The 12335-nt window shown below is 44.1% G+C and carries 12 protein-coding genes; 5 read left to right on the forward strand and 7 right to left on the reverse strand.

What is annotated here, in order from left to right:
* Positions 1 to 186: 186 nt before the first annotated feature.
* Together ABD894_RS21560 and ABD894_RS21565 are read right to left on the reverse strand one after the other, a co-directional pair.
* Positions 187 to 681 carry a hypothetical protein gene (locus tag ABD894_RS21560; protein ID WP_345213152.1) on the reverse strand — a complete coding sequence of 165 codons (495 nt, stop codon included), beginning with the start codon at positions 679 to 681 and terminating at the stop codon, positions 187 to 189.
* Complete coding sequence (locus tag ABD894_RS21565) at positions 682 to 1857, reverse strand: THUMP domain-containing class I SAM-dependent RNA methyltransferase (RefSeq protein WP_345213153.1); 1176 nt, start codon at positions 1855 to 1857, stop codon at positions 682 to 684.
* 83 nt (positions 1858 to 1940) lie between these two features.
* Here ABD894_RS21565 and ABD894_RS21570 point away from each other — a divergent pair, with 83 nt between their 5' ends.
* Positions 1941 to 2303 (forward strand): DUF3127 domain-containing protein, encoded by a 363-nt coding sequence (locus tag ABD894_RS21570; RefSeq protein WP_345213154.1) that lies wholly within the window; start codon positions 1941 to 1943, stop codon positions 2301 to 2303.
* Positions 2304 to 2434: 131 nt separating this feature from the next.
* Here ABD894_RS21570 and ABD894_RS21575 read toward each other — a convergent pair whose 3' ends face one another.
* A complete protein-coding gene (locus ABD894_RS21575; protein ID WP_345213155.1) occupies positions 2435 to 3343 on the reverse strand; it encodes a T9SS type A sorting domain-containing protein in 909 nt (302 codons plus the stop codon).
* A 137-nt stretch (positions 3344 to 3480) separates the two neighbouring features.
* Between ABD894_RS21575 and ABD894_RS21580 the strand changes: the two genes are divergently transcribed.
* Together ABD894_RS21580 and ABD894_RS21585 are read left to right on the forward strand one after the other, a co-directional pair.
* Entirely contained in the window at positions 3481 to 5334 is a 1854-nt protein-coding gene (locus ABD894_RS21580; protein WP_345213156.1) for a sensor histidine kinase, read from the forward strand.
* A gap of 30 nt (positions 5335 to 5364) precedes the next feature.
* Positions 5365 to 6057: a response regulator transcription factor gene (locus ABD894_RS21585; protein ID WP_345213157.1), complete on the forward strand. Its 693-nt coding sequence runs from the start codon at positions 5365 to 5367 to the stop codon at positions 6055 to 6057.
* Between the two features lie 232 nt (positions 6058 to 6289).
* Here the strand turns inward: ABD894_RS21585 and ABD894_RS21590 are convergent, their stop codons facing one another.
* Together ABD894_RS21590 and ABD894_RS21595 are read right to left on the reverse strand one after the other, a co-directional pair.
* Complete coding sequence (locus tag ABD894_RS21590) at positions 6290 to 6652, reverse strand: bleomycin resistance protein (protein ID WP_345213158.1); 363 nt, start codon at positions 6650 to 6652, stop codon at positions 6290 to 6292.
* Between the two features lie 2 nt (positions 6653 to 6654).
* Positions 6655 to 6885, reverse strand: coding sequence for a hypothetical protein (locus ABD894_RS21595; RefSeq protein ID WP_345213159.1), 231 nt, complete (start codon positions 6883 to 6885; stop codon positions 6655 to 6657).
* Between the two features lie 108 nt (positions 6886 to 6993).
* Here ABD894_RS21595 and ABD894_RS21600 point away from each other — a divergent pair, with 108 nt between their 5' ends.
* Complete coding sequence (locus ABD894_RS21600; RefSeq protein WP_345213160.1) at positions 6994 to 8562, forward strand: M28 family metallopeptidase; 1569 nt, start codon at positions 6994 to 6996, stop codon at positions 8560 to 8562.
* 189 nt (positions 8563 to 8751) lie between these two features.
* On the opposite strand, the gene ABD894_RS21605 is transcribed toward ABD894_RS21600, so the two are convergent.
* On the reverse strand, positions 8752 to 9672 hold the full coding sequence (locus ABD894_RS21605; RefSeq protein WP_345213161.1) for a hypothetical protein: 921 nt from the start codon (positions 9670 to 9672) through the stop codon (positions 8752 to 8754).
* A 244-nt stretch (positions 9673 to 9916) separates the two neighbouring features.
* Here ABD894_RS21605 and ABD894_RS21610 point away from each other — a divergent pair, with 244 nt between their 5' ends.
* Complete coding sequence (locus ABD894_RS21610) at positions 9917 to 11476, forward strand: glycoside hydrolase family 10-like protein (RefSeq protein WP_345213162.1); 1560 nt, start codon at positions 9917 to 9919, stop codon at positions 11474 to 11476.
* On the opposite strand, the gene ABD894_RS21615 is transcribed toward ABD894_RS21610, so the two are convergent.
* Positions 11473 to 12258, reverse strand: coding sequence for a DUF1835 domain-containing protein (locus ABD894_RS21615; protein ID WP_345213163.1), 786 nt, complete (start codon positions 12256 to 12258; stop codon positions 11473 to 11475). The genes ABD894_RS21610 and ABD894_RS21615 overlap by 4 nt on opposite strands.
* Between the last annotated feature and the right edge of the window lie 77 nt (positions 12259 to 12335).

Here is a 12335-nt window from a genome sequence, read left to right on the forward strand (position 1 = left end):
TGCAAAAAACATATTAAGCACTTTGCAGATGTGTATAAAGTATAGCGATGTCTTACTTAGAACGGCCGGAGGTCGTGGGATAGTTGTCACCCGGCTGGAGCCGGAGCGACGGCGGTGGGAACAAAAAAAAGACTTACGAAGTTTTTAAAACTTCGTAAGTCTGAATATCGAAAACTGATAGTGTGCTTACTTCAAGCTATAATTAATAGTTACCGTAGGCAACAGCGTTGCCATATCCAGCGGAACCTGATCAAATGACATGATGGGTTTACGCTTTACATAATAATCATAAGCTTCTTTCTCTACCTTATCAGCCCCGGTTGGCGGCGGAATAAAGTTGATAGAGAACGGCAAAATAAAGTCGTGTACTTTTTCCTTATCAGGGATGATCCATTTATGGTTCGATCTTTTTAAGGCCTCTATAATAGGTATGGTAAGCACATAATCATCGGCATAATAAATTATTATTTTTTTGATGCTGCCTTTTTCATCGGCAGTAAACTTAAATACAGCTGTACCGGTAGCCCGTTTTTTTATAATCTCGGGCGTAACCATCAGGCTATCCTTAAAAAACTTGCCCATTACCTTATTGCCTCCCTGAAACGGGAAGGCGAGTTCCTGCTGCGCCATTGCTGCGCGTGATGCCAGGAGGATACAAATAGCAATTATTATTTTTCTCATTTATTCTTCTGCTTTCGGTTCGCGTTTGCTGCCATCGTATAGCTCGTATTCGAGCAGACGGCAATCCAGCTTACCATTATAAAATTCAATTTTGCGCGATGCTTTCAGCCCTATCTTCTTAGCCAGATCGGGGTTACCGGTAAATATATATCCTTTATAACCCTTGCAATCCTGTTTCATAAAGTCGCCCACACGTTTGTAGGTAGCCTCCAGCTTGGTGTGCACGCCTAAACGCTCGCCATACTCGGGGTTAAACATTACTACGCCCGGTTGCTCGGGTACTTCGGTATCCGCAAAATCACAAACGTTAAAATCTATCAAATGTTCTACACCGGCGGTATTGGCATTGCGGCGTGCAATTTCAACCGCGTCGGCAGAGAGGTCGGTAGCTATAATTTTAAAGCCGGTTTCTTTCTTCGCTTTATCTTTCAGTTTACGGCGCTCTACAAAAAACACCTGCTCATCATAACCCATAATGTGCATAAAGGCATAATTCATCCGGAACAGGCCCGGGTGTTTATCAGTAGCCAGCAGGGCCGCCTCAATAGCCAGCGTGCCCGAACCGCACATAGGGTTAATAAAGGTGCTCTTCCTGTCCCAACCGGTAGCCATAATGGTTGATGCGGCCAGCGCTTCCAGCATTGGGGCTTTGCCCGGTATTTTACGGTAGCTGTGTTTAGCCAGTGTTTCGCCCGATGTATCTATAAATACTTCGGCCTTATCATCCTGCCAGTACAGGTGCACTACGGTTTTATTATTATCGGCACCCGAGTTAGGCCTGATGCCTTTTACTTTTTTAATACGGTCAACAATGGCATCTTTTACCTTAACGTTGGCAAAAAGCGGCGTGCGGATATGCTCGTTATTAACATTTGACGTTACCGAGAAATAACCGGCAAAGTCTATCAGTAATTCCCACTCAATCTCAACCAGGTTGTCGTACAACTCCTGCGGATCATTTGCGGTAAATGTTTTTAATGAGTACAGCACCTGGCTTGCGCAGCGCAGGTTAAGGTTGAGCGGTATACAATCGGTAACAGTACCTAATAACTCAACACCGGTTTGAAAAACGCGGGTTGGGGTAAAGCCCAGTTCCTCAACTTCTTGTTGCAGGTAGGGCGATAACCTTTTGTTACAGGTTATGATGATTTTACTTTCGTTGTGGAAAACTTGCATAATATTTCTGCGAATTTATGAATTAAATACACCTCAATTTTAATTTGTTACCATTAACTTTACATTTTAATATATTTGTAGTTATGGACATCAAAGGCAAAGTACACGAAGTGTCACCAACCGTACAGGTTACTGACTCGCTAAAAAAGAGAGAACTGATAATAGAATACGTAGAGAACCCGCAATACCCTGAATACCTTAAATTTGAAGCTATACAAGATCGTTGCAACCTGCTTGACACTGTTAAAACAGGTGATGACGTTGAAGTATTCTTCAATTTAAAAGGTCGCCCGTGGACTGATAAAACGGGTAAAAAATCATACTTTAACTCATTGCAGTTATGGAAAGTTAACGTATTAAGCGGTGCCGGCGCAAGCGCTACACCTGAATACGCCCCACCGGTTGACCTGAGCGCAGCCCCGGATGATGACGATCTGCCATTTTAATAAAAACATTTACAGATATAAAAAGAAAACCCCTTTCTGACACACAAGAAAGGGGTTTTTACATATATATTGAGTTTACTTATAGGTAGCTTATTATGCAAAGAGCATTGTCTTAGCGATTTTTAATCCTATCAATCTTCCTTAACAATTCGCTTTACCGCAGTAGCGGCGCCTTGTTTAATTTGCAGGTAGTATATACCGTTTAAAGCCAGGGTAAATGTTTTGCTGAAAGCGCCCGCGTTAGCCTTATCGCTCCAAAGCAGTTTGCCTTCGCTATCCTTAAATTGTACTTCGGCATTTGTTTTCGTCGGCAGGTTAAAGGTCAAGGTTGTTTTTCCTGTAGAAAACTCCGGCGAAAGGTTAAGGTCTTTCAGACCCAGCTCCGCTTTATCAACACCTGCAATTTTGGTAACCTTTTCTTTTGAAGCGTCACTTACCCTATAGCTGATATGAGTGCTTATGCCATCATTATCGGTACTGGTATAGTTAAAGTTTTGCGTATTGCGTACGTCAAAGCCATCAAACGCGCGGCGTAAAAACACCTGGTTGTCGGACCCGTTGTTCATTTTATAATTAAACGCGAAGTTTTCTTTTTTGTCGCCGGGTTTACCGCTGCGCAGTTCTATTACTTTGCCCAGGCTGTCTTTATAAATCACACGGTCGGTAACCATAGCCAGTTCATTGTCGGTATCGCCACCGCTCCTGATAATAATGCGGCGGTTGCCGTTTTTATCGTTAGTGGTGCTGCGCTGAACAAAAACCTGCCCTCTGCCGCTATTATCTTTAATAATATCAAATGCGATGTTACGGCTGGTTTCCTGCAAATCGCGCAGGGCATTTTCGCGGTCGCTGCCTTTAAGGTCTTTCAGGTTTTTACCGTTTATAACGGTGTCGCCATCGGTAATACTTATATCAATATTCTTCTTTACTACTGTTTCCTTCTTATTTTGTGCAAGCACCAACGGAGGCAGGCACATAATACTGATGATGCTTAAAGCGAACACGCTCTCGAAGCACGGTTTTAATATTAGTTTCTTCATGATTAGTGATTTAAGTATTTACAATTATCAAAAATACCAAACTACTAAATACCAAGATGTTAAATGATTTTTTAAAATTGTTAAAAATTGTTAAAAGCGATGGTTATGCGTTTATTTAAAATATTTTTGTTGAAAGGATGAAGAAGAGAAGCATTAGATTGATTATTGGGCTGATGGGGTTTGCGCTATTGGGCGTAATGGCTATGCAATTCTATTTCCTGCGCCAATCGTACATTATGCAGTCGGAACTTTTCGACCGCGATGTTAACGAGGCCTTGGGTAAAGTAGCCAGCAAAGTGGCCAAGCAGGATGCCATGACCTTTTTGAATAATAAGGCACAGCGCACCTACACATCGGTAACCCCGTTGCACGATGCCATAACTACCATTACCACTACTACGCAAAAAACGCAGATAACAGTAAACCATAAACCGTTTAACGAAAATTCCATCAAAAGAAAACTTTCGCCGCGGCAGCGCAAATTGGCTTTATTGCGCGATAGCCTGCGCCGCATGGTGATGCAAAAACAAATGGATGAAGAGATGGACGCCCTTACACAAGAGGGATCGTTAAATTTCAGGATCCGTATTGAGGAGTTTACCGATGAGTATGGCGAGGTACATGGCCGTATGATACCCGAAGTGGTGCGCACACTGAAGCCGAAAGCCAAAAGACTCGGCCGGCCTAAAAAATACGACACCCTGCATTTTACTTATGCCGATCCGCAATTTGGCCAACAGGTAATATCATACCCGCGTATTAATCCGCAGTGGAAACTGGAACAGGAGCGCCTGCGTAAAGAGCGCCAGTTGCAACAGGTAAAGAAATTACTGGAGGCCGATTCTATTGAGAACCTGGCGCAACAGCAGGCCGGCAAAAAGAAACCCAACGTTATTGAAAACCTTGCCGAAGAATACAGCAAATCGGGCGAGCCGCTTAATAAACGTGTTAACCCTTTTTGGATTGATTCGCTGCTGCGTTTTGAGCTGCATAATAAAGGTATATACCTGCCCTTTAGCTACGAGGTGCTTACCGCCAACAGCGACTCGCTGATATTCGCCAATGCTATGGATATGCAGGGCGGCGCCAAACCGGTATTTATCGAGGCCAATACTTATCAAACCTCTATCTTCGGTAACGAGGTAATTAACGACCCGGGGAAGATCAAGATCGCTTTCCCCGAAAAAAACTCCTTAATATTGAGCCGCATGACGGCCAGCATGGGTACCACTGCCGGTTTATTGCTGGTGCTGATCTTCTGCTTCGGGTATACCATATTTTCGATACTGAAACAGAAAAAGGTATCTGAAATGAAGATCGACTTCATCAACAACATGACCCACGAGTTTAAAACCCCGGTATCAACCATCATGATTGCCAGCGAGGCTTTAAAAGATGATGAAATAACGGAGGATAAAAGCCGGGTATCGCGCCTGGCCAATATTATATATGAAGAGAATCTTCGTTTGGGCAGCCATATTGAAAGGGTGCTCAACATTGCCCGTATTGAAAAGAACGACTTTAAGCTGGATACCAAACCGCTCGACGTAAATGAGATGATCAGCGTGGTGCTGGATAGCATGGCGCTTAAGCTGCAAAAATGCGAAGCCCAAACCATATTACACCTCGATGCCGAAAGGCCGATGATCATTGCCGATGAGCTCCATTTTTCTAACGTGATATATAATCTGGTGGATAATGCTATTAAATACAGCAACCAGCCGCCCGAAATAACCATTACCACTACCAATAAAAGCGGCCACATTATTATTAAGGTAGCCGATAAGGGTATAGGCATGGGCCGCGAACAGCAGGCAAAAATATTTGAACAATTTTACCGCATACCTACCGGCAACCTGCACGATGTGAAGGGCTTTGGGCTTGGTTTAAGTTATGTGAATACGATAGTAAAAAGGCTTAACGGCACCATTGGCGTTAAATCTGAAAAAGAAAAGGGCTCAGAGTTTGAACTTAAGTTTAACTTAGCCTGATCCATAATTAATTACCTTTTATAGCCCCTGATGAAGAGAATACTGCTTGTTGAAGACGACCCCAATCTTGGTTTACTGTTACAGGATTACCTGCAACTAAAAGGCAAGTTTGACGTGGTTTTATGTAAAGATGGCGATGAAGGTTTGCGCGCGTTCACCAAACAAATATACGATTTGGTGATACTGGATGTAATGATGCCGAAAAAGGATGGCTTTACCCTGGGTAAGGATATCCGCAAGATCAACGAGCATGTGCCTATTATATTTGCCAGCGCCAAGGGTATGATAGAGGATAAAACACAGGCTTTCAACCTCGGCGGCGATGATTATATTACCAAACCCTTCCGTATTGAAGAACTGCTGCTGCGTATTAACGCGTTGTTGAAGCGGTCGGAAAGCAGTGAAAAAAAAGCCGAAGAGCAACAAACCCAGTTTAAAATAGGCAAGTACGATTTTGATTATAAAGCCCAGCAGATCAACATAGGCGAACACCAGCAAAAGCTTTCAACCAAAGAAGCCGAATTGCTGCGTTTACTCTGCATCCGTAAAAACGAGGTACTTACCCGCGAAGAAGCCCTGCTGAACATCTGGCACGATGATAACTACTTTAACGGCCGCAGCATGGATGTTTTTTTAAGCAAGATCCGCAAGTATTTAAAGAATGACCCGACTGTGGAGATCATCAATGTGCACGGCAGGGGGTATAAGTTATTGATTAACTAACACATAGCCTATTTCGGCATCTCCCTTCCTGTCATTCTGAACGCAGTGAAGAATCTTCTTCGCGCAGCTAAGCATGCGACAGATGCTTCGTTCCTCAGCATGACAGGTGGAGAAAGAACACTCCTTTACCACTATATACCCGCTATCATTCTGAACGCAGTGAAGAATCGTCTTCGCGCTGCTAAGCCTGTGGTAGATGCTTCGTTCCCCAGCATGACAGGACTATAGAGCATTACTCTTCGTCATCCTCGCCAATGTCTTCACCAAAATGGATAATGTTACCGTTGTTATCCAATATCGAGAACTGACGCATATTCCATGGCATATCGGTTAGCGCGCCGTTCGGGTGAATGATGTTGTGCACTTTATATTCTTCGTACAAAGCATCAACTTCCGTTACGTTTACATAGCAGCCCGTATTTTTAGGAATGTCTGGGTTTTGGCATGGCCACAGGTGAATCTGTACGCCCTCTCTGCTAAATATCAAATATCCCTCCCAACCGGAGTGAAACGTGAAACCCAGTACTTCGGTGTAGAATTTCACCGTTTCGTCCTCATTTAACGAGGCTAAAATGGGGATGGCGTATTTCAGCATGGCTATCTGTTTTTAGCATTGTTGGTATCAGGTCTGGCTCTTACTTTAAACACTGTTTTATCTAAACGCGGCGGTTCATTTTCAGGATAATTGTACGCTACACTGTTTAAATAATTAGCTATCCGCATGCGTTCCTGCCATGTCAATGTCTTATAATATTCTGCATGATAATCCGAGGCCTCTTTAGCTGTATGTGCTTTAAATGCCGTTCTATCCAATCTGTAGGAACTCATACCCAAATATAACTCAATTATGCCACCTGTAACAACTTTGTTAAAACCTGTTACTCAGTTTATTTTTGGATAGATTTGAGCAACTGATCATTTTTAACTGACTGACAAATGAAAAAACACTTACTCCTATCGTGCCTTCTTTTAGCAGGCATAGGCACTTCTGTGTATGCACAGGAACCCGTGGATGCCGCCATGACCCAAAAAATTCGTGAAGAGGGTTTGAAAAACTCCAAGGTTATGGAAACCGCTTTTTATCTTACCGATGTATCCGGCCCAAGATTGGCAGGCTCACCCGGTTTAAAACGCGCGCAGGAATGGGCTGTTGGCCAGCTTACCAAATGGGGAATGGCAAACGCTAAACGCGAACCATGGGGCAAATTTGGTAAAGGCTGGGAAGTGCAAAAGAACTATGCCGCCATCACCGTACCTTACTATCATGCCATTATAGCCATACCAAAAGCATGGACACCCGGCACCAACGGCCTGTTGAAAAGCGAAGTAATATTAATTAAGGCCGATACTATTACCGATTTAGATAAATACAAAGGCAAACTGCAAGGCAAAGCGGTAATATTTGATGTGGCCATCACTATTAAACAAAGCTTTAAGGCCGATGCAACCCGCTATACTGATAGTGCCTTAACTGCCATGGCCAATACCAAACCGCAGGCAAGCCGTCAGCAACAACGCCCGGCAGATTTTGCCAATTCGCCGCAATTTGCAGCTATGCGTAAAGCAAGGGCTATGCGTACTGCTATCAATACTTTCCTGAAAAATGAAAATGCAGGCCTGATCTTGAGCATGTCCCGCGGATCTGACGGAACGGTATTTACCACCAACGGCGCGTCGTATGCCGATACCGCGCAAACCGTAGCTCCCGAACTGGAAACCAGCGGCGAAGATTACCTGCGCATTTTGCGTTTAATAAAAGGCGGGCAAAAAGTAGAGATCGAAGCTGATATAAAAACCCAATTCTTTACTGATGACCTACAAGGTTATAACGTAGTTGCCGAAATACCGGGCACCGATAAAAAACTGAAAGAGCAGGTAGTAATGATAGGTGGTCACCTCGATTCGTGGCATGCTGCTACCGGCGCTACTGATAACGCGGCGGGCAGCGCGGTAATGCTGGAAGCCATGCGTATTTTAAAAGCCGTTGGCTTTAAACCGAAACGCACCATTCGCATAGCGCTTTGGAGTTCGGAAGAGCAGGGTTTACATGGCTCACGCAACTATGTGCTTAACCACCTTGGCGATCCTAAAACAATGGTGCTTAAACCGGAGCAAAGTAAAATATCGGCTTATTATAATTTAGATAACGGTACAGGAAAAATCCGTGGTATCTATCTGCAAGGCGATTCGGCTGCCGGACCGATCTTCCAAACCTGGCTCGATCCGTTTAAGGACCTTGGCGCGGCTACCGTTACCGCAGGCAATACCGGCGGAACAGATCACCTTTCGTTCGACGCGCTGGGAATCCCGGGTTTCCAATTCATACAAGATCCGTTAGATTACGGTACCCGCACCCACCACACCAATATGGATACCTTTGATAAACTGATTGAAGACGACCTGAAACAAGCAGCAACCATCGTCGCTTCATTTGTTTACAACACGGCTCAACGCAAGGATATGATTCCGCGTAAAGTGTTGCCTAAAGCACCGGAAGTAAAGTAAGTTAGGTTTTAATATTGATTTTAAAGGCTGAATAACGGACTGCAACGCACCTTGTTATTCAGCCTTTTTGTTTGGGAGGATATCAAAATATCTCTACAAAAAAGGAAGCAATCCCGAACTATACAGCGTTAACTGATAAAGTTGGGATTTCTTCTTTTTTTGCGAATCGCTTTAGCTTCTGCGAAGCTGTTATTTCAATGTGATGCTTGTTTTACCCATAGTGAAACCATCGGCGTAAAGCAGCACGGTATAATTGCCTTTGGTGAACGGGGCAGGGTTGATCCAGTCGATAGTGTAGGCGCTGCCGTCATCTCTAAAGTCGATAGATGTTTTGTAGGTGTATTGCTGCTCCTGGGCATCGGCAGTAAAGTTACCTGAGTCATCCTGGGTTAACAGGTTGCCCGATGGATCTATCACGCGTACATATACATCATGCAGTGCTTTATCAGCAACAGAATTGGCCGCGAGTGTAAAGCTGATCTTCAATTTTTTAGCCGTTTTAGCTTTAGTTACGTCAGATTCTTTTCCGCTGCTTTTTATTTTATATGCAATTACTTCAGATGTAGCCACTTTAAGGGCCGATGCTTCCTGTACTTTAGCACTCAGGTCTTGGTTTTGTTTTTCAAGAGTAGTAGCTTTTTCGCTAACAGTTTGCAGGTTGGTTTTTAAAGTATCCCTTTCGGTGATCAGTGAGGTGTTTTGTTTTTTAAGCTCCTCAATATCGGCGGTATATTTAGTAACGAAATAACGCAGTTGTTTTACGTCTTCCTGTGCTTTGGCAAGCTCTTCTTTAGTTAGTTTCCCCTTAGCCAGCGCTACCCGTAAGGTTCTGATCTTGGCTACCAGCGAATCGTTTTTAGCCTGCAATTCGGCAGTCATTTTGGTTTTAACGCTGTTTACCTGCTCAATTTGTGCTTCCAGACTGTCAAGCTCGGTTTGTAAGCGGGTCTTCTCGTCGTTTTGGTATACTATCTTAGTGTCCGACTTGTTTTTTTGCAGGTACAGGTAAACATCTGTTCCCAGCAGAGCTATCACAACTATAATAAGAAAGTAAATTACATTTGAATTTCTTTTAGCCGGTTGCTGCTCAGGTTGATAATTATTCTCCATTATAAACTCTTTTTGTGGTAAAAATAATAGCTAATACAAGCCTTATAGGTATAATATATACGTAAAAACTACAGAAATATGATAAACGGTAATAATTTTTTTAATTTAAAATATAGCGTTGTATCACTGCTAAAGTAAGTACAATATGGTTAAACACAAAATGCAGGCAATTATTATTGGTAATAATAAATGGGCATTGTAATGAGTTTATATCTTTGCACCTGCTCAATAAACCGATTTATTAATGCATTTATATAAAAAGCTTATACCCCTGCTGATACTGCTGTTTGCCTTTGCTACCACCAAGGCACAGCCTGATAGCCAAATAGATATAGAGGATGCTTACAAGCCGGAACCCAAGCGCGAGTTTAGGGGTGTTTGGATTGCTACCGTAGTAAATATTGATTGGCCATCGAGCTCAAGAATTGGGCCCGACAGGCAGAAAAAAGAATTATTAAGCCAGTTAGACGCGCACCAAAAAACGGGTATAAACGCCATTATGCTACAGGTAAGGCCTGCGGCCGATGCGCTTTATGCTAAAAGTTTTGAGCCATGGTCAAAATATTTAACCGGTAAACAGGGACAGGCACCGGGGGCGGATTTTGATCCGCTGGAGTTTGCCACTACCGAGGCTCATAAACGCGGCATGGAGATGCACGCCTGGTTCAACCCTTACCGTGCCACGTTTGACGGTAACTTCGCGGCCCTGGCCAGCGATCATATCACCAAGCTGAAACCCGAATGGTTTTTTATATATGGCGGTATCAAATTGTTTAATCCGGGTATACCCGAAGTGCGCGAATATATAGTACGTGTGATATTGAACGTGGTGGATAATTATGATGTGGACGGCATCCATCTTGATGATTATTTTTATCCCTACCAAATTGCCGGGCAGCGCATCAACGACTCCGACGCTTACGCCAAATATGGCGGTAACTTTACCGATATTAAAGAATGGCGCCGCGATAACGTGAACCAACTAATAAAAATGCTGGGCGATAGCATTCACAAGCATAAGCCGAGCATGAAGTTTGGGATCAGTCCGTTTGGGATATGGGCCAACAAAGGGCAAAACCCCGAAGGATCAGAAACACATGGCGGTTCATCATACTATGAGCAATTTGCCGATACCCGTAAATGGGTACAGGAGGGCTGGATAGATTATATCAACCCGCAACTATATTGGCAAATAGGCAACCGATCGGCGGCGTTTGATACGCTGCTGGATTGGTGGAGCGATAATACCTATAACAGGCACTTATATATCGGTATAGCGGCTTACAGGGTTCTTGAACGCAAGCTGGCCGCCTTTCGCGATCCTAACCAGTTGCCGTCGCAAATACAATACCTGCGCGAGAACCCACGGGTACAGGGCAGTGTATACTTCAGCTCCAACTCCTTGCTGAGCAATCCGCTTGGCTTTACCGATTCGCTTAAAAATAATTATTATAAGCATCCGGCTTTGCCGCCACCAATGCTTTGGCTCGATTCTATTCCGCCTAACGCCCCGCGTGAGCTAACGGCCAAGGGTGGGGCTAACGGCATCTATCTTAAATGGCAAATGCCTTTGCCGGCAGAGGATAAAGAACCGGTATTCGGTTATGTGGTTTACCGGTTTGATGAAGGCGAAAAGACAGATTTGAACGATCCGAAGAACATACTGAAGATACAGTACAGTACCGATTTGTTCTATACCGATACCACGGCCGAAAAGGGTAAAAACTACCTCTACATAGTTACCGCGCTCGACCGCATCAAGAACGAAAGTGACCGTACGCCTGCCATAGCGGCATCGTATTAAATAAGGTTACGTTTACCAAGGCTATCAAGGTAAATGTCCAGCTCGGTATCGCCCATGCCGTATATTTTTTCGGCTATCCAAAAGGCTTTATAAATTTCGGGTTTGGTAGTGATGCCGCTGTGGTAAATACCAACCAGCTTTTGCTCAATATAATTGAGCCCGCTTTTATTAAGTTGCAGGCGTTTTAGGTGTGCTTGCAGGGCAGGGCCCAACAGGTGCAGGTTACCCCAAAAGCTAATGCCATCCAGCCATTCGGTTAACAGCGCGGCATTGCCGCTCAGGTAGGTTTGCCAAGCCTCGGTAGCTAAAGAAAAATCGTATTCGGTAAGTTGCACACGTATGTTATCGTACAAGAATTCCAGCTGGCTGCCATTGAGCTCGCCCATGCCGGCAAAGTCATCCTTACCCGGGAAGCTATCCGGACTGATCAGGTAAACCGCCGGGGCCGACATGTTGGTCATTTGCTCCAGTAGCATCATCACCCCAAGCAGGTTCACCTGGCAATGTAAATCGAATTCAAACCACAGGTTGATCTCATCATACGGTTCATTAAGCTTACCCAATTGGTCTACCACATCGTGCTGATAAGCTTCGGGCGTGGTATTAAATGTTTCGGTTATCCAGGCTTTACGTGCTTCCCAAAAGGCTGCCGAACTAACGTCATTAAACAATGGCCCTTCCGAAAAAACTTCGCGCCAAATAAGCGTATCGCCATCAATACCGGTTTGTTTAAACCCGTTCCAGGTAGAGTCGCCGTTAAGTACATGCAGTATGTTTGCCATAAGGTTGCTTTGCTAACGCAAAGCTATGGCTATCGTTTTACCTGTACTGTCATTTCATTAAAAAAGCCCGCTTGCAC

This window comes from Mucilaginibacter gynuensis (genome assembly GCF_039541195.1).
Taxonomy (GTDB): domain Bacteria; phylum Bacteroidota; class Bacteroidia; order Sphingobacteriales; family Sphingobacteriaceae; genus Mucilaginibacter; species Mucilaginibacter gynuensis.

Excerpts from the sequence above, each read along its gene's own strand:
- ABD894_RS21560 (WP_345213152.1), bottom strand. The coding sequence starts at position 681 with ATGAGAAAAATAATAATTGCTATTTGTATCCTCCTGGCATCACGCGCA.
- ABD894_RS21565 (WP_345213153.1), bottom strand. The coding sequence starts at position 1,857 with ATGCAAGTTTTCCACAACGAAAGTAAAATCATCATAACCTGTAACAAA.
- ABD894_RS21570 (WP_345213154.1), top strand. The coding sequence starts at position 1,941 with ATGGACATCAAAGGCAAAGTACACGAAGTGTCACCAACCGTACAGGTT.
- ABD894_RS21575 (WP_345213155.1), bottom strand. The coding sequence starts at position 3,343 with ATGAAGAAACTAATATTAAAACCGTGCTTCGAGAGCGTGTTCGCTTTA.
- ABD894_RS21580 (WP_345213156.1), top strand. The coding sequence starts at position 3,481 with ATGAAGAAGAGAAGCATTAGATTGATTATTGGGCTGATGGGGTTTGCG.
- ABD894_RS21585 (WP_345213157.1), top strand. The coding sequence starts at position 5,365 with ATGAAGAGAATACTGCTTGTTGAAGACGACCCCAATCTTGGTTTACTG.
- ABD894_RS21590 (WP_345213158.1), bottom strand. The coding sequence starts at position 6,652 with ATGCTGAAATACGCCATCCCCATTTTAGCCTCGTTAAATGAGGACGAA.
- ABD894_RS21595 (WP_345213159.1), bottom strand. The coding sequence starts at position 6,885 with ATGAGTTCCTACAGATTGGATAGAACGGCATTTAAAGCACATACAGCT.
- ABD894_RS21600 (WP_345213160.1), top strand. The coding sequence starts at position 6,994 with ATGAAAAAACACTTACTCCTATCGTGCCTTCTTTTAGCAGGCATAGGC.
- ABD894_RS21605 (WP_345213161.1), bottom strand. The coding sequence starts at position 9,672 with ATGGAGAATAATTATCAACCTGAGCAGCAACCGGCTAAAAGAAATTCA.
- ABD894_RS21610 (WP_345213162.1), top strand. The coding sequence starts at position 9,917 with ATGCATTTATATAAAAAGCTTATACCCCTGCTGATACTGCTGTTTGCC.
- ABD894_RS21615 (WP_345213163.1), bottom strand. The coding sequence starts at position 12,258 with ATGGCAAACATACTGCATGTACTTAACGGCGACTCTACCTGGAACGGG.